This is a genomic window from Angustibacter sp. Root456 (assembly GCF_001426435.1).
Taxonomy (GTDB): domain Bacteria; phylum Actinomycetota; class Actinomycetes; order Actinomycetales; family Angustibacteraceae; genus Angustibacter.
Genome location: NZ_LMER01000014.1, coordinates 488,400 through 510,044 on the forward strand (window position 1 = coordinate 488,400; position 21,645 = coordinate 510,044).

20 protein-coding genes are annotated in these 21,645 nt (G+C 74.2%); 3 read left to right on the top strand and 17 right to left on the bottom strand.

The window, feature by feature from the left end:
* Positions 1-187: 187 nt before the first annotated feature.
* From ASD06_RS07440 to ASD06_RS07465, 6 genes are read right to left on the bottom strand one after another with little or no spacing between them, the layout of a single operon-like run.
* Positions 188-643, bottom strand: a complete 456-nt coding sequence (locus ASD06_RS07440; RefSeq protein WP_056674961.1) for a Fur family transcriptional regulator — start codon at positions 641-643, stop codon at positions 188-190.
* Positions 640-1,218, bottom strand: a complete 579-nt coding sequence (locus ASD06_RS07445; protein ID WP_056674963.1) for a bifunctional 2-polyprenyl-6-hydroxyphenol methylase/3-demethylubiquinol 3-O-methyltransferase UbiG — start codon at positions 1,216-1,218, stop codon at positions 640-642. Before ASD06_RS07445 ends, ASD06_RS07440 begins: the two co-directional genes overlap by 4 nt.
* Before the next feature lie 2 nt (positions 1,219-1,220).
* Entirely contained in the window at positions 1,221-1,940 is a 720-nt protein-coding gene (locus ASD06_RS07450; RefSeq protein WP_056674965.1) for a thymidine kinase, read from the bottom strand.
* Positions 1,941-1,952: 12 nt separating this feature from the next.
* On the bottom strand, positions 1,953-3,110 hold the full coding sequence (locus ASD06_RS07455; RefSeq protein WP_056674966.1) for an alkaline phosphatase family protein: 1,158 nt from the start codon (positions 3,108-3,110) through the stop codon (positions 1,953-1,955).
* The gene (locus tag ASD06_RS07460) at positions 3,107-3,700 is read right to left on the bottom strand and encodes a DUF5998 family protein (protein ID WP_056674967.1); all 594 of its coding nucleotides are present in this window, start codon (positions 3,698-3,700) and stop codon (positions 3,107-3,109) included. The genes ASD06_RS07455 and ASD06_RS07460 overlap by 4 nt, the downstream gene beginning before the upstream one ends.
* A gap of 25 nt (positions 3,701-3,725) precedes the next feature.
* Positions 3,726-6,371, bottom strand: a complete 2,646-nt coding sequence (locus tag ASD06_RS07465; protein ID WP_056674968.1) for a GNAT family N-acetyltransferase — start codon at positions 6,369-6,371, stop codon at positions 3,726-3,728.
* A gap of 42 nt (positions 6,372-6,413) precedes the next feature.
* On the opposite strand from ASD06_RS07465, the gene ASD06_RS07470 reads away from it, so the two are divergent.
* A complete protein-coding gene (locus tag ASD06_RS07470; protein WP_056674969.1) occupies positions 6,414-6,599 on the top strand; it encodes a hypothetical protein in 186 nt (61 codons plus the stop codon).
* Positions 6,596-7,507, top strand: a complete 912-nt coding sequence (locus ASD06_RS07475; RefSeq protein WP_056674970.1) for a carbohydrate kinase family protein — start codon at positions 6,596-6,598, stop codon at positions 7,505-7,507. Before ASD06_RS07470 ends, ASD06_RS07475 begins: the two co-directional genes overlap by 4 nt.
* A gap of 6 nt (positions 7,508-7,513) precedes the next feature.
* Here the strand turns inward: ASD06_RS07475 and ASD06_RS07480 are convergent, their stop codons facing one another.
* Positions 7,514-8,122, bottom strand: a complete 609-nt coding sequence (locus tag ASD06_RS07480; protein ID WP_056674972.1) for a hypothetical protein — start codon at positions 8,120-8,122, stop codon at positions 7,514-7,516.
* 119 nt (positions 8,123-8,241) lie between these two features.
* On the opposite strand from ASD06_RS07480, the gene ASD06_RS07485 reads away from it, so the two are divergent.
* A complete protein-coding gene (locus ASD06_RS07485) occupies positions 8,242-9,981 on the top strand; it encodes an AMP-binding protein (RefSeq protein WP_056674974.1) in 1,740 nt (579 codons plus the stop codon).
* Positions 9,982-10,048: 67 nt separating this feature from the next.
* On the opposite strand, the gene ASD06_RS07490 is transcribed toward ASD06_RS07485, so the two are convergent.
* From ASD06_RS07490 to recN, 10 genes are read right to left on the bottom strand one after another with little or no spacing between them, the layout of a single operon-like run.
* Complete coding sequence (locus ASD06_RS07490; protein ID WP_056674976.1) at positions 10,049-10,285, bottom strand: hypothetical protein; 237 nt, start codon at positions 10,283-10,285, stop codon at positions 10,049-10,051.
* A 25-nt stretch (positions 10,286-10,310) separates the two neighbouring features.
* Positions 10,311-11,531, bottom strand: a complete 1,221-nt coding sequence (locus ASD06_RS07495; protein WP_082537788.1) for a lanthionine synthetase LanC family protein — start codon at positions 11,529-11,531, stop codon at positions 10,311-10,313.
* Positions 11,532-11,578: 47 nt separating this feature from the next.
* Positions 11,579-12,211, bottom strand: coding sequence for an NUDIX hydrolase (locus ASD06_RS07500; protein ID WP_235502256.1), 633 nt, complete (start codon positions 12,209-12,211; stop codon positions 11,579-11,581).
* A 23-nt stretch (positions 12,212-12,234) separates the two neighbouring features.
* Complete coding sequence (locus ASD06_RS07505) at positions 12,235-13,914, bottom strand: CTP synthase (RefSeq protein ID WP_056674980.1); 1,680 nt, start codon at positions 13,912-13,914, stop codon at positions 12,235-12,237.
* Between the two features lie 14 nt (positions 13,915-13,928).
* On the bottom strand, positions 13,929-15,083 hold the full coding sequence (locus ASD06_RS07510; RefSeq protein WP_082537789.1) for a glycosyltransferase: 1,155 nt from the start codon (positions 15,081-15,083) through the stop codon (positions 13,929-13,931).
* A gap of 25 nt (positions 15,084-15,108) precedes the next feature.
* On the bottom strand, positions 15,109-16,782 hold the full coding sequence (murJ, locus tag ASD06_RS07515; RefSeq protein WP_056674981.1) for a murein biosynthesis integral membrane protein MurJ: 1,674 nt from the start codon (positions 16,780-16,782) through the stop codon (positions 15,109-15,111).
* Positions 16,779-17,648 carry a hypothetical protein gene (locus tag ASD06_RS07520; RefSeq protein WP_056674983.1) on the bottom strand — a complete coding sequence of 290 codons (870 nt, stop codon included), beginning with the start codon at positions 17,646-17,648 and terminating at the stop codon, positions 16,779-16,781. Before ASD06_RS07520 ends, murJ begins: the two co-directional genes overlap by 4 nt.
* A complete protein-coding gene (locus ASD06_RS07525) occupies positions 17,645-18,610 on the bottom strand; it encodes a copper transporter (protein WP_056674985.1) in 966 nt (321 codons plus the stop codon). Before ASD06_RS07525 ends, ASD06_RS07520 begins: the two co-directional genes overlap by 4 nt.
* A gap of 1 nt (position 18,611) precedes the next feature.
* Positions 18,612-19,793 (bottom strand): putative cytokinetic ring protein SteA, encoded by a 1,182-nt coding sequence (gene steA, locus ASD06_RS07530; protein ID WP_056675210.1) that lies wholly within the window; start codon positions 19,791-19,793, stop codon positions 18,612-18,614.
* 26 nt (positions 19,794-19,819) lie between these two features.
* Entirely contained in the window at positions 19,820-21,634 is a 1,815-nt protein-coding gene (gene recN / locus ASD06_RS07535) for a DNA repair protein RecN (protein ID WP_056674987.1), read from the bottom strand.
* Positions 21,635-21,645 lie beyond the last annotated feature (11 nt).

Genomic DNA, 21,645 nt, shown 5'->3' on the forward strand with positions numbered 1-21,645 from the left:
GACAGGACAGCTCATCAACGGAACAGTCGTCTGGGACACCACCCCACCAGGCCCGCCAGGCAGCCACCCACCAGACAGAGGCCCATCAGACCAGCCCCTACCGCCCCACCGCGCCAACCACCTCATCGCACGCCTCGTCCAGCAATGGGTCACCCCCCGACACGAGTAGCCGGGACCTGCGTTGCCCTCAGCCGGACCTGCGGGCCCGACAGGCGGCACACAGGCCCGAGAGCGCGACGTGCGTGGGGTCGAGGACGAAGCCGTGCCGCCGGTCGACCTCGTCGACCACTCCGTCCAGCAGCGAGGCGGGCAGGTCGACCACGGCCCCGCAGTGCTCGCACTGGGCGTGCAGGTGCAGCTCGTCGTCCGCCAGGTGGTACGTCGTCGTGCCGTGCCCCACGTGCACGTGCTGCACGACGCCCAGGTGGCTCAGCGTCTCCAGCGCCCGGTACACCGAGGCACGGTGCACCGAAGGGTCCGCATCGGCGACGGCGCCTACCACCTGGTCGGCGGTGAGGTGGTCGCTGTGCCGGCTGAGCGCCGTGAGCACGGCACGACGGGGCGCGGTCATGCGGTCACCTCGGGCACGTAGCAGCGCCGCCGCCTGCTCGATGGCCGCCTGGGCGGCGGGGAGTCCGCTCATCGCCGTGCGATGAGCAGCACGTCGATCGCTGCGCCGTCGGGGGTCTCGCGTTCGACCTGCTCGGCCCGCTCGATGTGCGCACCGGCAGCCCACTCGCGCAGCAATGCCACGCTCGGCAGCACCGACGCGTCGCGCGGACCGCCCACCCCGCGCGTGAGGTTGTCGACGTCGTGGGCGATGACGACGAGGCGACCACCAGGGGCCAGGGCCTCGACGCAACGCGCCAGCACGGTTGCCATCTGGTCGTGCGGCAGCTGCAGGTAGAGCAGCGCCACGAGGTCGTAACCCGTGCCGAGGTCGGCGGTGCGCACGTCGCCGACCTGCCACTCGACGTCGAGGCCCTCGGCGGTGGCTCGCTCGCGGCCCTTGGCGATGCCGGCGGGTGAGAAGTCGACGGCCCGCACCTGCCAGCCGCGCGAGGCCAGCCAGATCGCCGTCCGCCCCTCGCCGCACGCGACGTCGAGCGCACGCCCCGCCGGCCAGTCGCTCGTGAGCTCGGCGAACAGCGCGTTGGGTCCGGCGGACCAGACCATCGGCTGGCTCTCGTACCGGGCGTCCCAGGCGTCGGCGTCCACGCTCACCCTCCTTGGGCGGCGGCGGTGGTGGGCGTGCTGCTCGCGCCCGGATGCGGCGGCATGGGGCACATGTCGAGATCGAGCGGCAGGACGTCGGGCGACATCGCGGCCGCCCGCGCCGCCGCTCGTGTCATCCGCCGCATGTGGTGGCGTCGGCAGAGCACCTCGTACCCGATCGTGGCGGTCGGCGCGGCGTGGGTGTCACCGACGACGACCTGCTCACCCTCCACCACCATCACGCCGTCGGCCGTGCGCGCGTTGTGGGTCGCGCGCGCACCGCACCAGCACAGCGCCTCCACCTGCAGCACCTGCACCCGGTCGGCCAGCTCGATGAGCCGCTGCGACCCCGGGAACAGCTTGGTGCGGAAGTCGGCGGTGATGCCGAACGCGAAGACGTCGACCGACATCTCGTCGACGAGGCGGGCCAGCTGATCGACCTGCTCGACGCCGTAGAACTGCGCCTCGTCGCAGATGAGGTAGTCGACGCGCTCCCCCGCCATCCGGTGCGCCACCACGACGTCCCAGAAGTCGGTGTCGTCGCGCACCTCGAGGGCCTGTGCCCGAAGCCCGAGCCGGCTCGAGACGACGGCCTCACCGGCCCGGTCGAACTTGGTGAACGTCAGGCCCGAGCGGCCCGCAGCGGCGTGGGTGTAGTCCATCTGCAGCGCCAGCGTGGACTTGCCGCAGTCCATGGTGCCGGAGAAGAACACGAGCTCAGCCACGCACCGATCCTGTCACGTCGGGCCGTACAGGCTGAGCAGGGGCACGAGCGACTCCTCGGGAGTCACCGACCCGTGCAGGCCGACGAGCGCGAGCAGCGCGGGCCGCATGCGCCGAGAGTCGACGACGGCCAGTCCCGGCCGGCAGGCCACCACGACGTCCCCGATCCGGTCGAGCACGTGAGGCGCGACAGGGCCGAACCAGCCCGCGGCCACGGCCTGCTCGCGCGACAGCACGTACGCCTGGGCCTCCAGCCGCGCCCGCCACCTCATGAGAACGGACGCTGCGGTGTCCGGCTCGCAGTACAGCTGCACGCAACGCGGTTCGCCGCCCGCGTGCCGGACGTCACGTGCCAGCTCGGGGTCGTGCGCGAGGTCGATCCGCTGATGGTGCGGGACGTCGACCATGCCGTGGTCGGCGGTGACGTGCAGGGCGGCGTCGCGTGGCAGCCCGGCGGCCAGGCGCCGGACGGCGAGGTCGACCTTCGCCAGCTCCTCCCCCCACTCCCACGACTGGGCCCCGCTGACGTGTCCGACCTTGTCGACGTCCCCCCAGTAGACGTAGACGAGCGTGCGCGGCCCCGAACGCAGCGCGGCGAGCGCCGCGTCGACGCGCTCGTCAAGCGACTCCGCGGCCACGAACCGTCCGCCGCGCAACGCTGACTCGGTGAGGCCCGAGCCGTCGAAGAACCCTGGCCCGATGCGCACCACCTCGACACCGGCGGCCACCGCCTGCTGGAAGCACGTCGAATGGGGCTGCCACCGGCGGGGGTCGACCGGCGGTTCCCACGACAGCTCGTTGAGCAGCTCGTCGCGGTCGGGCACGAGCACCTCGTAGCCCACCAACCCGTGCGAACCCGGGGGCAGCCCCGTGCCGAGGCTGCCCATGCTGGTCGCCGTCGTGGTCGGGAAGCCGGCGGTGAGCGTGCCGGTGCGGGCCAGCTGCGCGCGCAGGAACGGTGCGTGGCCGGCACGCTCGCGCAGCAGCAGGTCACCGAGGCCGTCGACGAGCAGCACGCACGTGCGGGGTGCCGGTTCCAGGGCCAGCACCGACCGCTCGGCCGGGGCAGGGTGGCCCGGCAGGTCGACGTCCAGGCCCCGCAGCACGGCGGGCAGGAGGTCGGAGAGGGTGTCGCTGCCGTAGCGCGGGGCCGGGGGCAGGCCGAGGCTCACCCGACGCGACCGGCCGTCGCGGCCGACAGGGCGCGGGCGAACGCGAGCGCGCGCCGCACCGCGTCGTCACCGTCGGCGTCGGCCGACACGCGCACGGAGATGTCGTCGGCGCTCGCGGTGCCGGTGTACCCGTGGTCGGCCTCGCAGTTCGGGTCGGCGCACGCAGCGGGCTCGAGGTCGAGCCGGCTCACCGCACCCCACCCGATGGTGAGGGTGAGCTCGCGCGAGCCCTCACCGCTGCGGTAGCTCTCGGGGCTGGGCACGACGTGGTTCAGCACCACTGAGCGCACGGCTCGCAGCGGCACCGCCTCGGTGGCCGCCGTGGCGAACGGCTGCGGGGGCCCGTCCGGGCCCTCGGGAGCGTGGTCGTCGGCGTGGGTCACGACGAGCCGAGTGGCCGTCAGGACGAACGTCGTGATGTGCCGACGCACGACGTCCTGGTCGAACGTCGTCTCCGCGTGCACCAGGTGAGCGACCACCGGTTCACCGGCGACGCTGACGTCGAGGACGTCGAAGACCAGCTCCGGGTAGTAGCCCGCGCGGTCGAGGTCGACGCGCAGCGCGTCGGGCAGGGTGTGGGTGTCACGCATGGGTGCCATCCTTCCACCCCGCCCCTCACCCCGGCAGACGACGGGTGTCGGTGTCCGTGCGACCCGGCGGTGGCGCGAGACGCACGCGTGCCCCGAGCACCGTCACGCCCTCGGGGGCGGCGATCACGGGGTTGAGCTCGAGCTCGGCCACCTGCGGCAGGTCGTCGGCGAGCGCCGAGACCCGGGCGACGACGTCCTCGAGGGCGTCGACGTCGACGGGGTCGGCGCCGCGGTAACCGAACAGCAGCGGCGCCGCGCGCACGCCACGCACCAGGTCGGCGACGTCACCCTCGCGCAGGGGCGGGTTGCGCCGGGCGACGTCGCCGAGCAGGTCGGTGGGGGGCCCGCCCACACCGAACTCCACGACGGGGCCGAAGAGCGGGTCCTCGGTCGAGCGCACGACGCACGACACCCCCACCGGTGCCATGGCCTGCACGACGAGATCCGCGCTGCCGTGCCGCTCGAGCTGGGCCTTCATCTCCGCCAGGTCGTTGCGCAGCTCGCCCTCACGGGCGATGTCGAGACGCACCGCACCGAGGTCGGCCCGGTGGCGCAGGTGCGGTGCGGTCGCCTTGAGCACCACGGGATAGCCGGTGCGCTGGGCAGCCGCCGCGGCCTCGTCCGGCGTGGTCACGGGGTACGCCGGCCACACCTCGATGCCGTAGGCGGCCAGGAGCTCGGTGGCCTCGGCCTCCGACACCCAGCGACCGTCAGCGTCCGGGGGCGTGAGCCGCTCGACGAGCGCCCGGGCCGCCGTGCGGTGGATGCCCTCCGGGGCCACCAGCGGCCCGCGGTCGCGCTGGCGCCACTGGGCGTACCGGGTCGCCGACACCAGAGCGCGCACGGAGTCCTCGGGCGTCGGGTAGGCCGGCACCGTGCGGACCGAGGTCGACAGCGCCTCGGTGACGCCGTGCATGCCGAGGAACGTCGCGACGCAGGTCTTCTCGCTGGCTCCGGCGACCTCGGCGAGGGCGAGCGCGACGTCGGCGTCGACCGTGACGAGCGGCGGGATGAAGCCCGCGACCACGGAGTCGACGTCCGGTGCGGTGAACGCCTCGCGCAGCGCGGCGCGGAACTCCTCGGCCGTGGCCTCTGAGCGGACGGCCACCGGGCCGTGCACGACGTCCAGCCCCCAGCTGACGCAGGCGTCGGCGGCGAGCGCCCCCAGCGCGTCGGAGTTGGTGACGATCGCGACGCGAGGTCCGGCCGGCAGCGGCTGGTGCACGACGAGCTGCGCGACGTCGAAGAGCTGGTGGATGTTCTCGACGCGGATCACACCGGCCTGGCGCAGCACCTCGTCGAACGTCTCCCGGGGCAGCCGCGACTCGCGCACGGTGTGCCCGGGGGGAACGCTGAACGTCGACTGCCCGGACTTCACGACGATGACGGGCTTGGTGCGCGCCAGCCGGCGCGCGACGCGGGTGAACTTGCGCGGGTTGCCGACGCTCTCGAGGTAGAGGCCCACGGCGTCGGTGGCCGGGTCGTCGAGCCAGTACTGCATCACGTCGTTGCCCGACAGGTCGGCCCGGTTGCCCGACGACACGAAGCTGGAGACGCCGAGGCGGCGACGGCGCGCCGTGTCGAGCACCGCGATGCCGAGCGCGCCGGACTGGCTGAACAGCCCCAGGCGTCCGGCGGGTGGCATCGACGGCGCCAGCGAGGCGTTCAGGCGCACCTGCGGATCGGTGTTGACGATGCCGAACGAGTTCGGGCCGACCACGCGCATGCCCCGGGCGTGAGCGCGGCGCACGAGGTCGCGCTGCCGGGCGCGGCCGGCGTCGCCGGTCTCGGCGAAGCCGCTGCTCACCACCACCAGCCCGCGCACACCGGCCCGCCCGCAGTCGTCGACGACGTCGCCCACGGCGTCCGCCGGCACCGCCACCACCGCCAGGTCGACCTCGCCGGGGATGTCGGTGACGCGCGTGTGGCTCTCGACCCCCTGCACCTCCCACGCCTCGGGGTTCACGGCGTAGAGCGGGCCGGTGAAGCCACCGCCCAGCAGGTCCTCGAGCAGCCGGTGCCCGATCGAGTCGGGGTCGCGGCTGGCGCCCACGACGGCCACGGCCCGGGGGTGCAGCAGCGCCTGCACGCTGCGGGCCTCGGCTCGCTGCTCGCGCGACTCCCGCACCCGCGTCGACTCCTCGCTCGGCGCGATGTCGAACTCCAGCGCGATGACGCCGTCCTCGTAGTTGTGGCGCACCGTGTAGCCCGCCTCGCCGAAGACCGCGATCATCTTGCGGTTCTGCGGCAGGACGTCGGCCACGAACTTGCGGATCCCCCGCTCGCGCGCTGCAGCCGCCAAGTGCTCGAGCAGCACCGAGCCGATGCCCCGGCCCTGGTGGGAGTCGGAGATGTTGAAGGCCACCTCGGCCGTGGCCGAGTCGATGCGGTCGTAACGACCGATACCCACGATCGCGTCGCCGAGCGTCGCCACGAGCCCCACCCGGTCGCGGTGGTCGACGTGGGTGAACCGTTCGAGGTCGCGCGGCGAGAGCCGTTGCAGCGGAGCGAAGAAGCGCAGGTAGATCGACTCGGCACTCTGACCGGCGTGGAACGCCTCGACCGCAGGGGCGTCGTCCGGGCGGATCGGTCGCAGGTGCACGACGCCTCCGTCGCGCAGGACGACATCCGCCTCCCAGTGCGCGGGGTAGGGCAGGACGCGATCGGCCACGCGCCGAGCCTAGCCGGGGCACCGACTCAGTAGGGTGCGGCCATGATCCGACCCTCCCCCGAGGTGCAGGACGCGCTGGCCGCCGTCGCCGGTGACGACTCGGTGGTCACGGTGGGCGTGCGCGACCCGGCGGTCGTGGCCGCCCGCGGGGGTGAGCCGGTCGAGCACCGCGTCGAGTCGGCCGAGCAGGTCGCCGAGATCGCCGTGGCGTACGCCGGGCGCTCATGAGCGCCCCTGGCGCGCGGCCCCCCGTCGTCGTGATCGGCGACGTCATGACCGACGTCGTGGCGCGCGCCGACGACCCGCTGGCGCTGGGCTCAGACACGGCCGCGCACGTGCAGACCCGTCAGGGCGGTGCCGGCGCCAACGTCGCGCACTGGCTGGCCTCGTTCGGCTGCTCGGTGCGTTTCGTCGGTCGAGTGGGCGACGACCCGTTCGGCCGCGAGGCCGTCGCGGTGCTGAGCGCCGCCGGCGTCGATGCGCACGTCGTCGTCGACCCGATGCGGTCCACCGGCACCGTGGTCGTCCTCGTGGGTGCTGACGGCGAGCGCACGATGCTCCCGGACGCCGGCGCCAACTCCGCGCTCAGCGCCGACGACCTGCCGCCACTGACCCCGGACGACGCGTCATGGCTGCACCTGTCGGGGTACACGCTGCTCAACCCGGGCTCGGGGCCGGCCGGCGAGGCGGCCCTCGCGCGGGCCGCGGCGTCCGGCGTGCCGAGGTCGCTGGACGTCGCGAGCGCCGCACCGCTGGAGGCGTTGGGAGGCAGGGAGTTCCTGCGCCTCACCGAGGGCGTCGAGCTGGTGTTCTGCACCCTCGACGAGGCGGAGGTGCTCGTGGGCACACGCGACCCCGACACCGCCGTGGCCCGGCTCACCGGCACCTACCGCGACGTGGTGCTGAAGACGGGAGCCACCGGAGCGCGATGGGCCCGACAGGACGCCACGGGGGTGCACGTGCCGGCATGCGCCGCGGCCGCCCCGGTCGTCGACACCACGGGTGCCGGCGACGCGTTCGCCGCCGCGTACCTCGCCGCGCTCCTGGCCGGCGAGCAGGTGCCCGGCCGCCTCACCCGAGCCTGCCGGGCCGCGGCTGGCATCGTCGTCCGCGTCGGTGCGCGTCCGCCCGCCTGACGGCCGTCAGTCCAGGCACCCCACGGTGACCCGCGCGACGCCCTTTGGCGCCGCGACCTTCGCCGTGTAGGCGGCCGCGAACCCGCGCGCGTCAGCCTCGGTGTCGAAGTAGAGGGTCGCCCCCGACCAGTAGTCGTACTGGTCGAGCCCGAGGGCCTCCATCGCCCCGCCGTCGCAGGCGATGTCGCCCACGACGGCCTGGTAACCGACTCGGCTGGCATCGCGCAGGGCCTTCTCGACCGGTGCGTCCGTGGCGCTGTGGCCGACCGCGAGGTAGACGGCCCACACGGGGTCGCCCTGTTGCGGCTCGCCCAGCGCCTTGGCCCACCGGGGGGCGACCGAAGCGGCCGGGCTGGCCGTCGCGGTGGGTGACGCCGAGGGCGCGGCGGTCGTCGCCGTGGCCTGCGCGGTCCCCTCCGGAGCCGCGACCGTGGGCGTCGGCTGCGTCGAGGGTGCCGAGGGCGTCGAGGACGCCGGGGGCTGTGCCGAGGGCTGCGTCGAGACCGCCGCGGTATCGCCAGCCGCCGCCGGGGTCGCGCCCCCGCACCCGGTGACCACGACGAGTGGCAGGAGCACCGCCGTCGCCAGCGAAGCCGCTCCTCGGTTGCCGCGCATGCCTTACCTGCCTTCTCGTGTGACGCCTGAGGTCTGGAGGATCGACAGCCTGCCACCTGCTCTTGAGTCGTCGGAGCGACCCGTTGACCGCGGCCCGATCCGGTGCGAGGGTCCAGAGCATGACGCTGGCAGAGCACGACGACAGCTACGAGACCTTCCGCACCGCGCGCGACCACCTGCTGCGCCACCGCACCGACCTCCGAGCCGCGCTCGACGGCTACGTCGCCCCCCGGCCCGAGCACTTCAACTGGGCTCTCGACTGGTTCGACGTCGTGGCGGCGTCCGACGAGACGGCGCAGCGCACCGCCCTGTGGGTCGTGGATGACGACGGCTCGCACACCCAGGCCACGTACGCCGAGATGTCGGCCCGCTCCAGCCAGCTCGCGGCCTGGCTGCAGGCCCACGGCGTCAAGCGCGGCGAGCGCCTGCTGCTGATGCTCGGCAACCAGCTCGAGCTGTGGGAGACCATGCTCGCGTGCATGAAGCTGGGGGTCGTGGTGATCCCGGCCACCACGCTGCTGTCGAACGCCGACATCCGCGACCGCATCGACCGCGGCCACGTCGCGCACGTCGTGGCCCGTAGCGACGACGCCCCCAAGTTCGAGGGCGTGCACGGCTCGTGGACACGCATCGCGGTGGGCGCCGACGTCGAGGGCTGGCTGTCGTACGGCGACAGCTTCCAGTTCCTCGAGACGTTCACCCCCGAGGTGGTGACCCGTGCCGACGAGCCGCTCCTGCTGTACTTCACGTCGGGGACGACCGCGCAGCCCAAGCTCGTCGAGCACACGCACGTGTCGTACCCCATCGGGCACCTGTCGACGATGTACTGGGTGGGTCTGCAGCCCGGCGACGTCCACCTCAACATCAGCTCGCCGGGCTGGGCCAAGCACGCCTGGAGCAACCTGTTCGCACCCTGGAACGCCGAGGCCACGGTGCTCGTGGTCAACCAGTCCCGCTTCGCGGCCGAGCCGCTGCTCGACACCATGGCCGAGTGCGGCGTCACGACGTTCTGCGCTCCTCCGACCGTCTGGCGCATGCTCGTGCAGACCGACCTGGCGACGTACCGCGGCCGAATCCCGCTGCGCGAGGTCGTCGGCGCCGGGGAACCCCTCAACCCCGAGGTGATCGAGCAGGTGCGCGCCGCGTGGGGTCTGACGGTGCGCGACGGTTACGGCCAGACCGAGACCACCGCCCAGATCGGAAACCCGCCGGGAGCGCCGTTGAAGCCGGGCTCGATGGGACGACCGCTGCCGGGCTACGACGTGGTGCTGCTCGACGTCGTCACCGGCGACGCGGCTCGCGAGGGCGAGATCTGCCTGCGTCTCGACGGGCCGCTGGGGCGTCCGGTGGGCCTCATGGTGGGTTACCGCGACGACGACGACCGCACCCGAGACGCCATGCGCGACAACGCTTATCACACCGGTGACGTCGCCAGTGTCGACGACGACGGCTACATCACGTACGTCGGCCGGTCCGACGACGTCTTCAAGGCCTCGGACTACCGGATCAGCCCGTTCGAGCTCGAGAGCGTGCTGATCGAGCACCCGGCGGTGGCCGAGGCCGCCGTGGTGCCGTCGCCGGAGCCGACCCGACTCGCCGTGCCGAAGGCGTACGTGGTGCTGGCGGCCGGCTGGGAGCCGACGGCCGAGACCGCGGGCGACATCCTGGCTTACGCGCGCGAGCACCTCGCGCCGTACAAGCGGATCCGGCGCATCGAGTTCACCGGTCTGCCCAAGACGATCAGCGGCAAGATCCGCCGGGTCGAGCTGCGCGGTCGGGAGAACGAGGTGCACGGCCAGCAGGTGGCCGGGCGCGTGCGCGCCAGCGACACGGAGTTCTGGGAGGAGGACCTCACCTGAGCAGCGCCTCCAGGGGCGCGAGCGGGACGATTCCCTGGGCCCCCGCTGCGAGGTCGGGGTCGCGCCGTCAGGTCGCGTCCGGTCGGCGCCGGCCGAGCACGAAGTAGGCGATCGGCACGGCACCGGCGGAGTTGGCCAGCACGATGACGGCCCCCCAGAGCTTCTTCGAGCCCCTGACCTCCTCCGCGGGTCGCCGCCGCAGGTCGACGAGGGCCGCGATCTTGAGCAGGGTCTCCACCGCCCCGGTGATGATGATGAGCCGCTGGCTGCGCTCGCTCAGGTCGCTCCACCGACGCTTCGCCATGGTGCTCTCCCCTCGTCGCCGCCCTTCATCGAGCGACCTCCTGCGCCAGTATCGCCCCGGACGTCGAGCTCTGCGGGTGGTCCGGCCAGGTCACGGCGTAGCCGCCGTCGCCCCCTCGGCGCAGCCGGACGTAGCGCAGCAGCTCGCGGATGATGCCGGCGTTGCCCATCGCCCAGCCGGCCAACGGCTCGAGGTCGCTGGGCGTGGCTCGGTGCTCGTGGTTCGACCACCGGGCGCCGTCCGCGTCGACGGTCGCGCGGGCCATCAGGTCGTCGACGAGCACGCTCGCGAACGTCAGGTCGTCACCGCGTTCGACCACCCGGTCGCAGGCGAGCGCCAGCACCCCCGCCGTCCCGCAGCAACGGCCGGTGTTGTCCCAGAACCCGGGTCGGACCCGTTGCGGCAGACCGGAGGCGACGACCGTGTGCCAGCACGCGTCGGCCAGGCGCGACCACGCCTCGTCACCGGTCACCTGCCCCAGCTGCCGGAAGGCCTGGGCGTCACCGGCCGGTCCGTTGCACCAGCCGTAGCTGCAACGCTCGACGATGTCCGGGCGGTGCGGCGGGTCGGAGTGCGGCACGAGGAATCCCGGGCCGGACTCGTTGCGCCCCACGACGTCGGCCGCCCCGGCAAGCGCGAGATCGACGAGGTCGTTCCGGCCGGTTACCGCGCCGACCTGCGCCAACGCGATGACGATCCCCAGCGTGCCGTGCGCGACGTGGTGCGAGCGGGCCGGTGAGGGCCGCACCGCCCAGTTGACGCCGTGCGTCGTGCGGTCCGCGGTGGCGAGGTACGGCGTCACGGCGCTCACCGCCAGGTCGACCTCGCCGGCGTGCAGCGCACCCAGCGCGATGCCCGCGTTGCCCACGAGCAGCTCGAACATGTCGTTCCAGCGCTCGCCGTCGAAGCCCGCTCGGACGCCGGCCAGCGCCCGTTCAGCCGCGTCGTCGCGGCCGAGCACCCGCAGCGCGAACGCCATCCCTGCGAGCCCGAAGTACAGCGACGCGTTCTCCTCGCCGTCGACGTGGCCGGCGAGCGCGTCCACGCCCCGGTCGACCACCTCGTCGTACCGGCCGTCGCCGAAGTGCTGCTGCGCCTCACGCAGGCCGAGCAGCATCCCGGCGAGCCCGTGGTACAGCGACGGGTCACGCTCGGCGGCGGGCGCCGCGATCTGCGCACCCAGGCGCGTCGTCAGCCAGTCCGCCGCGCCGCGGGCCACTCGCTCGACCTCGTCCAGGTCGGTCATCGCGCCAGGCTACGGCCGAGAGCGGCGACGGTACTGGTGGGCCGGCGTCAGCGGTGCTTCGGGTGCTCGGGCCAGGGGGCGTCGGCCGGGCGCAGGGTCGTCCACCCCTGCGCCCGCGCGGCGTGCGCAGCCAGTACCGCCACGACCAGCGACGGGCTGTGCAACCGCCCAGCCAGGACGGCGGCGTGCACCTCGTCGAGGTCGAACCAGTGGGTCGGCATGTCCATCTCCTCCCCGTCCCGGTCGTGCCGCTCGTGGTGCGGCACGGGCGTCAGGCCGCGGGCGAGGTAGCAGCGGAACACCTCCGACGTGCCCCCGGGCGAGAGCACCCAGTCGATCAGGGTGTCCCATCGCTCGGCCTGCAGGTCGGACTCCTCAGCCAGCTCGCGGCGGGCCGCCTCGTGCGGCGGCTCGCCGTCGACGTCCAGCAGGCCCGCAGGCACCTCCCACAACGTCATGCCCACCGGGTGGCGGTACTGGTGCACCAGCGCCACCCGGCCGTCGTCGTCCAGCGCGAGCACCCCGACGGCGCCGGGGTGCCGCACGAACTCGCGGGTGACCGTGCCCGCCCGGCCGAGGTCGACGTCCTCGCTGACGACGTCCCAGACCTTGCCCTCGAACACGACGTCTGAGGAGGTGACGGGCTTGGGCTCGATGCGGTCAGCCAGCTCCGGCGCCATGGCTGGCTCCCCGTCCGGCCCGCTCATGCGGTGGCGGCGACGTGCTCGCGGTGCCGCTCGACCTCGACGAGCCGGGCGGCGCGCTGGGCGTCGACGGCGGCCCGCACCAGGCCCGCGAACAGCGGGTGGGCGCGGTTCGGGCGCGAGAGGAACTCCGGGTGCGCCTGCGTCGACACGTAGTACGGGTGCACCTCACGCGGCAGCTCGACGAACTCCACCAGCCCGCCGTCCGGAGACGTCCCGGAGAAGACCAGCCCGGCCTCCTCGAGCTCGCCGCGGTAGGCGTTGTTGACCTCGTACCGGTGGCGGTGTCGCTCCTCGACGTGGGTGCGCCCGTAGGCCTCGGCGACCACGGAGCCCTCGACCAGCTTCGCGGGGTACAGGCCCAGGCGCATCGTGCCGCCCAGGTCGCCCTCACCCTCCACGATGGCCTTCTGCTCCTCCATCGTGGCGATCACCGGGTAGCGCGAGTCCGCCTCGAACTCCGTCGACGAGGCGCCGGGCATGTCGGCCTTGTTCCGCGCGTACTCGATCACCATGCACTGCAGGCCGAGGCACAGGCCCAGCGTCGGCACCTGGTGCTCGCGCGACCAGCGCAGGGCGCCGAGCTTGCCCTCGATGCCGCGCACGCCGAACCCGCCCGGCACGCACACGGCATCGACGCCGCCGAGCGCCCGCTGCGCCCCCTCCGGCGTCGCGCACTCGTCGGACGCGACCCAGCGCAGCCGCACCTTGGCGTCCTGGTCGAAGCCCCCCGCGCGCAGCGCCTCGGTGACGGACAGGTAGGCATCCGGCAGGTCGATGTACTTGCCGACGAGGGCGATCTCGACCTCGTGCTCGGGCTCGTGCACCCGCTGCAGCAGCCGGTCCCAGTCGGTCCAGTCGACGTCGCGGAAGGCCAGACCGAGCCGGCGCACGATGTAGGCGTCCAGGCCCTCGCGGTGCAGCACCTTCGGGATGTCGTAGATCGACGGCGCGTCGACGGCGTTGGCCACGGCCTCGGTGTCGACGTCGCACATGAGGGAGATCTTGCGCTTCATCTCCGGGGGCACCGGCCGGTCGCTGCGCACCACGAGCGCGTCGGGCTGGATGCCGACCTGGCGCAGCGCGGCCACCGAGTGCTGCGTCGGCTTGGTCTTCAGCTCACCGGACGGCGCGAGGTACGGCACGAGCGAGACGTGCAGGAAGAACACGTTGTCGCGCCCCACGTCGTGGCGCACCTGGCGCGCGGCCTCGAGGAACGGCAGCGACTCGATGTCGCCGACCGTGCCGCCGATCTCGGTGATGATCACGTCGACGTCCGAGCTCGCCTGCGCCCGCATGCGGCGCTTGATCTCGTTGGTGATGTGCGGGATCACCTGCACGGTGTCGCCGAGGTACTCGCCACGGCGCTCCTTGGCGATGACCTCGCTGTAGATCTGCCCGGTCGTGACGTTGGCGCTGGCCGACAGCCCGCGATCCAGGAAGCGCTCGTAGTGACCGATGTCGAGGTCGGTCTCGGCGCCGTCGTCGGTGACGAACACCTCCCCGTGCTGGAACGGGTTCATCGTGCCGGGGTCGACGTTCAGGTAGGGGTCGAGCTTCTGCATCGTCACGCGGATACCGCGTGAACGGAGCAGGAGTCCGAGGCTCGATGCGGTCAGGCCCTTGCCCAAGGAGGAGGCCACGCCGCCGGTCACGAAGATGTGTTTCGTCTGCGCCACGGACTTCGACTGTACTAGGTCGAACGGCCGGTGCGGCGCAGGTCGTCGTAGACCCGCAGGGCCGCGTCGCACGCCGCGGCGTCGTCGGGCAGCTCCGCGGCCCGGCTGCGTGCTCGTGCGCGCAGCTCCGCGCGCGCCCCCGGGTCGACGAGCAGCCGCCGTACGCCGGCCGCCAGCGCGGCGGCGTCCCCGCCCGGCACGAGCAGCGCAGCGTCCCCCGTGACCTCCGCCGTGCCGCCCACGTCGGTCGCCACCACGGCGGCCCCGGCCTGCAACGCCTGCTGGACGGCGATCGGCTGGCCCTCCCACACGGCGGACGACACGACCACGTCGGCCATGGTGAGCAGGTCACCGACGTCGTCGCGCCAGCCGAGCAGCCGCACGGGCAGCGCGTCGGCCTCGATCCGGGCCGCGAGCCGGTCCCGCAGCGGGCCGTCGCCGGCGACGAGCACGACCAGGGGACGGCCCAGCGTGGGATCGGCAGCCAGCGCCTGGGTCGCGTCGAGCAGCAGGGGCAACCCCTTCTGCTCGGCGAGCCGCGCCACGCACAGCACCACGGCCTCGTCGCGCAGCCCCAGTGCGTCGCGGGCCTGCTCGGGCGTGGCCCGCGCCGCCAGGGCCGCAGGTGCCGGCACCACGGCGTGCCGGACGTCGCGGGCGCCCAGCTCGCGCAGCCGCACCTCCAGGTCGGCGGACACGCCGAGCGTGACGTCGGCGCCGCGGGCCACCAGCCGCTCGAGCACCGCGTAGGCGGCCCGCACCGGGCTGCCGCCGACGCCCTGCGCCAGCAGCGCGTTGTGCAGGGTCACCGCCAGCGGGACGCTGCTGCGCCGCAGCGCCAGCACCGCGAGGCCCCCCGCGCGCAGGCCGTGCGCGTGCACGACGTCGACGTCTTCGGCCAGTCGGCTGAGGGTGCCGACGACCTTCAGGTCACCACGCGGGTGCGGCCGCTCGCGGATCTCGACGGGCGTGAACCCGGCCCCCGCGCCGGTGAAGTCGAACTCCTCGCCGACGGCGGCTGGGGCGGCCACGTGCACCACGGCACCGGCCTCCACGAGGGACGCCGCGAGGGCGCGCACGTGGCGGCCGACTCCCCCACCGCTGGTGCCCAGCAGCAGCAGCACCCGCGGCAGCGGCCGCGCAGTCGCGCCGGTGCGCTCGCGGCCCACGCGCCCACTCTCCCGTCCCGTCGTCTCAGCCACCGGTGACCTGACCTGCCGTCCGCCCGGGGCGCAGCAGCCCGCGCAGGTCGTCCCGGTCGGTGACCCACAGTCCGACGCCGAGCACCGCCGCAGTCACTGCTGATCCCAGCACACCCGACACCAGCGCGCCCCCCACACCGTCGAGGGTCACCCGATCGGTGGTGAGGCGCCCGGCCACGGCGCCCGTGGCCGCTACGAGCAGCACCCGCGCGAGCACGGGTAGTGAGCCGGCGAGGGCGGGTGCCACCGGCGTCCCGGCCACCTGGGTGCGCGCGGCGCCCACCAGCAGCAGCACCCCGGCCACCGTCATGCCCAGCGAGCTGGCCAGACCGAGAGCCAGCAGCGTGCGCGTCGCGGCGCGCTCACCGGTGCCGGCGAGCACCGGCACGAGCGCGAGCGAGGCCACCACCGCGACCAGCCAGCCGGCCACGGTGACGCGGGCGGCGTACGTCGCCCGGCCCGCCGCGAACAGAGCCCGCCCCAGGTGCGCGATGAGGGCGAACCCCACGAGGCCCGGCGCGAACGCCGTGAGCGCCGACGGCAGCGCCGACAGCGCGGCCCCTCCGGCGTCGAGGACGGCGAACAGCTGGCCCACCGCCGGGGCGCTGGCCACCAGCACCGCGGCGCCCGCCACGGCGACCAGCACCACCACGCGCATCGAGCGCGTGAGCGTGCCCGCGTACGCCGCACCGTCCCCGGCGGCGACCTGACCCGACAGCGTCGGGAAGGCGGCCGTGGCCAGCGGCACGGCCAGCACGGCGTACGGCAGCAGGTACACCGCCTGCACGTACTGGTAGACGTTGAGCGCGCCCGCACCACCGGAGCCGTTCGACAGGCGCACCGTGACGAGCACGAGCAGCTGCTGGGCGAGCAGCCCGGCGAGCCCGGCGGCCGCCAGCCGGCGAGCGTGCGACGCGACCCCGGGGTCGAAGCGCAGCGTCGGGCGCAGCCGGACGCCGGCCCGGTGCGCCGGCACGAGCAGGGGCAGGCTCAGCACGACCACACCGGCCGTCGTGCCGAGCGCGAGCAACAGCTCACCACCGCGATCGGGCAGCCACGCCGCTGACGCCGGCCCCGTCGGACGGTGGGTCGTGGCGGCGAAGAGCAGGTACACGCCGATCACCACGACGCTCGAGGCCAGCGGTGCCAGGGCCGGGCCGATGAACCGCCGGTGCGCTTGCAGCACGCCCGTGAGCACGATCCCCACGCCGTAGAGCACGATCTGCGGGGCGAAGGCCACGAGCATGCGGGCCGCGCTCGCGCCCTGGCCCGGGCACTGGTCGGCGCGCAGGAGCACGCTGGTGATCGGGCCCGCGAGCGCCACGACGAGCAACGTCACCGGCGTCAGCACCAGCACGGTCCAGGTGAGCAGCGCGGACGCCGTCCGGCTGGCTGCGGCTCGGTCGCCGCGCACGATGGCCGCCGACAGCACCGGCACCACGCTCGCGGCCAGGGCCCCTCCGGCCACCACCTCGAACAGCACGTTGGGCACCAGGTTGGCGCTGGCGTAGGCCGAGCCGACGCACGAGCTGCCGACGGTGCCCGAGAACACCAGCCAGCGGCCGAAACCCACCACCCGCGACAGCAGCGTGAGGACGGCGATCGCGGCGGCTGCGCCGGCCACGCCCGCCGCGAGGCGCCCGGCGCGCGGCGGCAGCCCGCTCACCGCGGCGGGCCGGGCGGACGGCGTCCGAGGGCGTCGAGCTCGCGCAGGCCCGGGGTGGACTCGATGACGCGGGTGAAGCTCACCTTCTCGCTGGCGACGGTCAAGGCGACGAGGGCAGCGAGCAGCAGGGCCCGGGAGCGGCGTCCGCGTCGTCCGGTGGCGGTGAGGGCCGCGACCCCGAGCAACGCGCCCGCGGCGTTGGCACCGGTGTCACCGAGCATGGTGCGCTCGGCGAGGTCGTCGGGCAGCGACGCGACGGCGCTGCCCGCTGCGGCCACAGCCACGGGCCACCCGGCGCCAGCGGCGAGCGGCGTGGCGAGCAGCACGGCCTTGAGCGCACGCCCCGGCCGCAGGTCGAGCAGGTTGAGCAGGTTCGCCGACCCGGCCACGACGGCCCCACCCACGAGCACGTCGGTGCCGCGCGCAAGCACCGGGCTGCGGTCGCGGTCACCAGCCCGCACGACCGCCGACGCCGCCAGGCCAGCCGCAGCCAGGCCCATGACCTTGACCGACCCCGTGGTCACCTCGCCGCGCCGCAGGGCGCCGAGGTGGCCCTTGAGCCCCTTGCGCACCCCGCCCTCGGCGAGGTCGTCGTAGGCGCCCAGCGCGCCGGCCGCCGTCCCCGCCAGCACGGCCGCGGCGCGCAGGCGACCGGGAACGCCGGGAGCCAGCGCGACGCCCGTGACGGCCCCGGCGACGTAGGCGGGCCCCTCCAGCAGGCTGATGGGCTCCCCGCGGTGGTTGGTGCGGGTCCAGCGCTGGCCACCGCCGGGCGGGCGGCGCTGCAACCCCGCAGCGGCCAGCCGTCCGGCCACACCCGCAGCCAGCGCGGCGACGCCGGCCGAGCGCGCCCGGCCCGCGGTCACGGGACGTCCGCAGGAAGCGGAGGCAGCACCGCCGTCGCGCCGACCCCGGTGCCGTACTGGCCGGCCTGGCCCACCATCTGCTGGCGCAGCGCGAAGACCATGGCGATGCGCCCCATGGCCAGCGCGATGTCGTCGACGGACGACACCTTCGACGCGACCGAGCGGTCGGCGCGCAGGGCGCCGATCAAGCCGATCGGTTCGGTGCTCTCGGTGGATCCCACTGCGACGACCCCGCTGCTGGCCTCGTCGAGCACGCGCAGCGTCGTCGTCAGCGTGCCGAGCACGGCTTTGCGCGCGTCGTCGGCGGTCTTGGTGTCGGGGTCTGCCGCCACGGCCACGACCAGCGTCGCCGGCGCCGGTTCGGGGCCCTGCACGCTCAGCAGACCCGCCTCGCGCAGGCCCGAGAGCGCCTGGCTGCTCTGCGCCGACGCCTTGTCGGCCCCGGTCACCGACGACACGACCAGCGCCTTGGCCAAGATCGCGGCCATCCGCTCGTTCACCGGCGCGGCCGGGTCGGCGCCGCTGTCGACCAGCGGCCCGAGGTTCGACGACAGCTGGTCGCGGAAGGTGACCTTGCCCGGTGCCGGGTCGGCCCACGACGGCGCGAGCTTGACCCGGCCGTTGATCTTGGCCCCCGCCGTCTGCAGCGTCTTGGTGATCTGGTCCGCGACCGCCGAGTCGGCGCCCGGCATGAGCAGCAGCACCACCGAGCGTCCGCCGAGGCGCGAGGCCACGAGATCAGCGGTCACCGACGTCGCGAACTCGTCGGCGGCGTCGATCTTGTGCTGCTGGGTGTCGAGCTGGCTACGCAGGTCGGCCTTGTCGGCCCGCAGCTGCGAGACCTGGCTCGTGAGCGTCTGGCCCAGCTGCTGCTGCAGCGGGCCGGCGCCCAGCACGATGCCAACCGCGAGCGCGATGAAGATCGCCACGATCGAGACGAGGTGGTACCGAAAGTCGATCACGTCAGAAGAGTCCCTGGATCCACGACCAGATGTCGTCCCACCGGGCGCCACCGAGGCCGAGTGCGGCCTGGCCCGCCGGGGTCACCGACATCGCGACGAACAGTGCGAGCAGACCGCACACGAGCAGCAGGAGCACCTGCCACGACGAGATGCGGGCGCGGTAGAGCCGGCTGACGCCCTTGGCGTCGATGAGCTTGCCCCCGACCCGCAGCCGGGTGAGGAAGGTGCTGGCCATGCCGGCACGGCCCTTGTCGAGGAACTCGACGAGCGTGGCGTGGGTGCCCACCGCGACGATCAGCTCCGCACCCTTGTCGTCGGCCAGCAGCATCGCGACGTCCTCGCTGGTGCCGGTGGCGGGGAACACGACCGGCTCGACCCCGAGGCGCTCGACGCGCTCCTGGCCGGGGGCGCGGCCGTCGCGGTAGGCGTGCACGACGATCTCCGCCCCACTGGAGAGCGCCTTGTCGGACACCGAGTCCATGTCACCGACGATGAGGTGCAGCGGCAGCCCGGCGTCCAGCACGGCGTCGGCACCGCCGTCGACGCCGATGATGATCGGCCGGTACTCGCGCACGTAGTGGCGCAGCGTCTGCAGGTCTTCCTTGTAGTGGTAGCCGCGCACGACCACCAGCACGTGGCGTCCCTCGAGGTCGGTGCGGATGTCGGGCACGCCCACGCCGTCGAGCAGCAGCTCGCGCTCCTTGCGCAGGTACTCCATGGTGTTGGCGGCGAACGCCTCGAGCTGCACCGCCAGCCCCGCGCGCGCCTCCTCCATGGCGGCGGCCACCGTCTCGTCGGTCTGCCGCGTGCCCGAGGCGACGAGGTCGTCGCCGACGTAGACGTCGCTGCCATCGACGCGGACGCGCTCGCCGTCCTGCACCGCGACCATGACCTCGCGGCCGACGCCGTCGACCAGCGGGATGCCCGCCGCCAGCAGGATCTCAGGGCCGAGGTTGGGGTAGCGCCCGCTCGTGCTGCTCGCCGCGTTGACCACGGCGCCCGGGCGGCGCGCCACGAGGGCTTCGGCGGCCACGGTGTCGATGTCGAGGTGGTCGATCACCGCGACGTCGCCGGGCTGCAACCGCTTGGTGAGGTTCTTGGTGCGCCCGTCGACGCGGGCCACGCCGACGACGCCCGCGGCCGAGGTGGCCTGGGCGCGCGAACGCAGGGAGAGTCGACGCATCAGCGCCATCCTCCCACGGCCTGCGGTCAGGACGGTCGAGGCCGGCTGACCACGGCGAGGTCGGAGAGGGCCGCTTCGCGCAGCTCCTGGGCGTGCGCCCGAGCCGTCTGCGACTCCTCCTGCCCTGCCAGCATGCGAGCCAGCTCGGCCACGCGCTCGGCGTCGTCGAGCGTGCGCACACCGCTCTCGGTGACCGCGCCGTCGTCGGACTTCACCACGACGAGGTGCCGGTCCGCGTAGGCGGCCACCTGCGGCAGGTGCGTGACGACGATCACCTGCGCCGAGCGCGCGAGCCGGGCGAGCCGGCGCCCGATCTCGATGGCCGCCCGACCGCCGACTCCGGCGTCGACCTCATCGAACACGAACGTCGGCACGGGGTCGGCGCCGGCCAGCACGACCTCCAGCGCGAGCATCACGCGCGAGAGCTCACCGCCGGACGCCCCGCGGGCCACCGGCCGCAGGGGGGCGCCGCTGTGCGGGGCGAGGAGCAGCTCCACCTCGTCGACACCGTGCTCGTGGACGACCAGGGTGGCGGCCCGCTGCTCACTCGACTCCGTGGGAAGCTCGACCTCGATGCCCTCGGGGTCCTCGCGCTGCGTGAGCGTCACCTCGACGCGGGCCTGCGGCATCGCCAGCTGCGCCAGCTCGGCCGTCACCAGCTCGGCCAGCCGGCGACCGGCGTCGGCCCGGGAGGCGTGCACCGCGGCCGACAGCCGGCCCAGGTCGCCGCGCAACCGGTCACGCTCGGCGCGCAGCCGGCCGACCGTACCCTCGCCGTCATCGAGCTGCAGCAGCCGCGACGCCGCCCACGCGGCCCACGCGAGCACGCCGTCGACGTCCGCCACCTCCGCCTCGACCCCGCCGACCGCCTCGATGCGGCGCACGAGGGCCGTCAGCGCCGCTCGGCGCTCCTGCACGGCCGTCAGCCGCGCCGGGTCGGCCTCGATCCCGGCGGCGTACGACGCCAGGTCGCCCGCCACGTCGGCGAGCAGGTAGCCGATCTCGCTCAGTCGGCGCTCGAGGTCGGCGAGCGCCGGATCGAGGTCGCGGGCCGACTCCACCCGGTGTCGTGCCTCGGCGACCAGGCTCGTGGCGTCCGCGCCGATGCCGGTGCCGCCCGTATCGAGGGAGTCGAGGGTGTCGCCCTGCAGCGCCGCGTGCGCCTGCTGGGCCGCCGTGCGCAGGGCGTCGGCGTGCGCGAGTCGGGAGTCCTCGTCGCGCAGGGCGTGGTCCTCACCGGGCTGGGGGTCCAGAGCCTCCACCTCGTGCAGCGCGAGCCGCAACCGCTCGGCCTCCTCGGCCCGTTCGCGGGCGTGGGTCGTGACGTCGAGCAGCTCGCGCTCGACGTCGCGCAGCTGCTGGTAGGCCGCCGCGTGCTCGGCCAGCAGCGCGTCGTGACCGGCGAACCGGTCCAGTGCCTCCCGCTGTCGGGCCGGCTGCAGCAACCGCAGCTGGTCGGACTGGCCGTGCACGGTGACGAGCTCGCTCGCCAGCTCACCGAGCACGCCGACCGGCACGGAACGGCCACCGGCGTGCGCGCGCGAGCGCCCGGCCGAGGTGACGGTGCGGGCCAGCAGCAGCACGTCGTCGTCGAGCTCGGCACCGGCGTCCTCGGCCGCCCGGGCGACCGAGCCCGCGGGGTCGATGACCACACGGCCCTCGACGAGCGCCTGCGTCGCTCCCGTGCGCACCGCGCCGGCATCCGCGCGGGCACCGAGCAGCAGGCCCAGCCCGGTGACCACCATGGTCTTGCCCGCGCCGGTCTCGCCGGTGACGACGGTCAGGCCGGGATCGAGCTCGAGCACGGCGTCGCTGATGACGCCGAGCGAGCGGATCCGCATCTCCTCCAGCA

Bases quoted from the DNA above. Each gene is read 5' to 3' on its own strand.
- ASD06_RS07500 (WP_235502256.1), bottom strand. From the start codon at position 12,211: ATGGCGCCGGAGCTGGCTGACCGCATCGAGCCCAAGCCCGTCACCTCC.
- ASD06_RS07480 (WP_056674972.1), bottom strand. From the start codon at position 8,122: ATGCGCGGCAACCGAGGAGCGGCTTCGCTGGCGACGGCGGTGCTCCTG.
- recN (WP_056674987.1), bottom strand. From the start codon at position 21,634: ATGCGGATCCGCTCGCTCGGCGTCATCAGCGACGCCGTGCTCGAGCTC.
- steA (WP_056675210.1), bottom strand. From the start codon at position 19,793: ATGCGTCGACTCTCCCTGCGTTCGCGCGCCCAGGCCACCTCGGCCGCG.
- ASD06_RS07440 (WP_056674961.1), bottom strand. From the start codon at position 643: ATGAGCGGACTCCCCGCCGCCCAGGCGGCCATCGAGCAGGCGGCGGCG.
- ASD06_RS07485 (WP_056674974.1), top strand. From the start codon at position 8,242: ATGACGCTGGCAGAGCACGACGACAGCTACGAGACCTTCCGCACCGCG.
- ASD06_RS07475 (WP_056674970.1), top strand. From the start codon at position 6,596: ATGAGCGCCCCTGGCGCGCGGCCCCCCGTCGTCGTGATCGGCGACGTC.
- ASD06_RS07495 (WP_082537788.1), bottom strand. From the start codon at position 11,531: ATGACCGACCTGGACGAGGTCGAGCGAGTGGCCCGCGGCGCGGCGGAC.
- ASD06_RS07490 (WP_056674976.1), bottom strand. From the start codon at position 10,285: ATGGCGAAGCGTCGGTGGAGCGACCTGAGCGAGCGCAGCCAGCGGCTC.
- ASD06_RS07470 (WP_056674969.1), top strand. From the start codon at position 6,414: ATGATCCGACCCTCCCCCGAGGTGCAGGACGCGCTGGCCGCCGTCGCC.
- ASD06_RS07460 (WP_056674967.1), bottom strand. From the start codon at position 3,700: ATGCGTGACACCCACACCCTGCCCGACGCGCTGCGCGTCGACCTCGAC.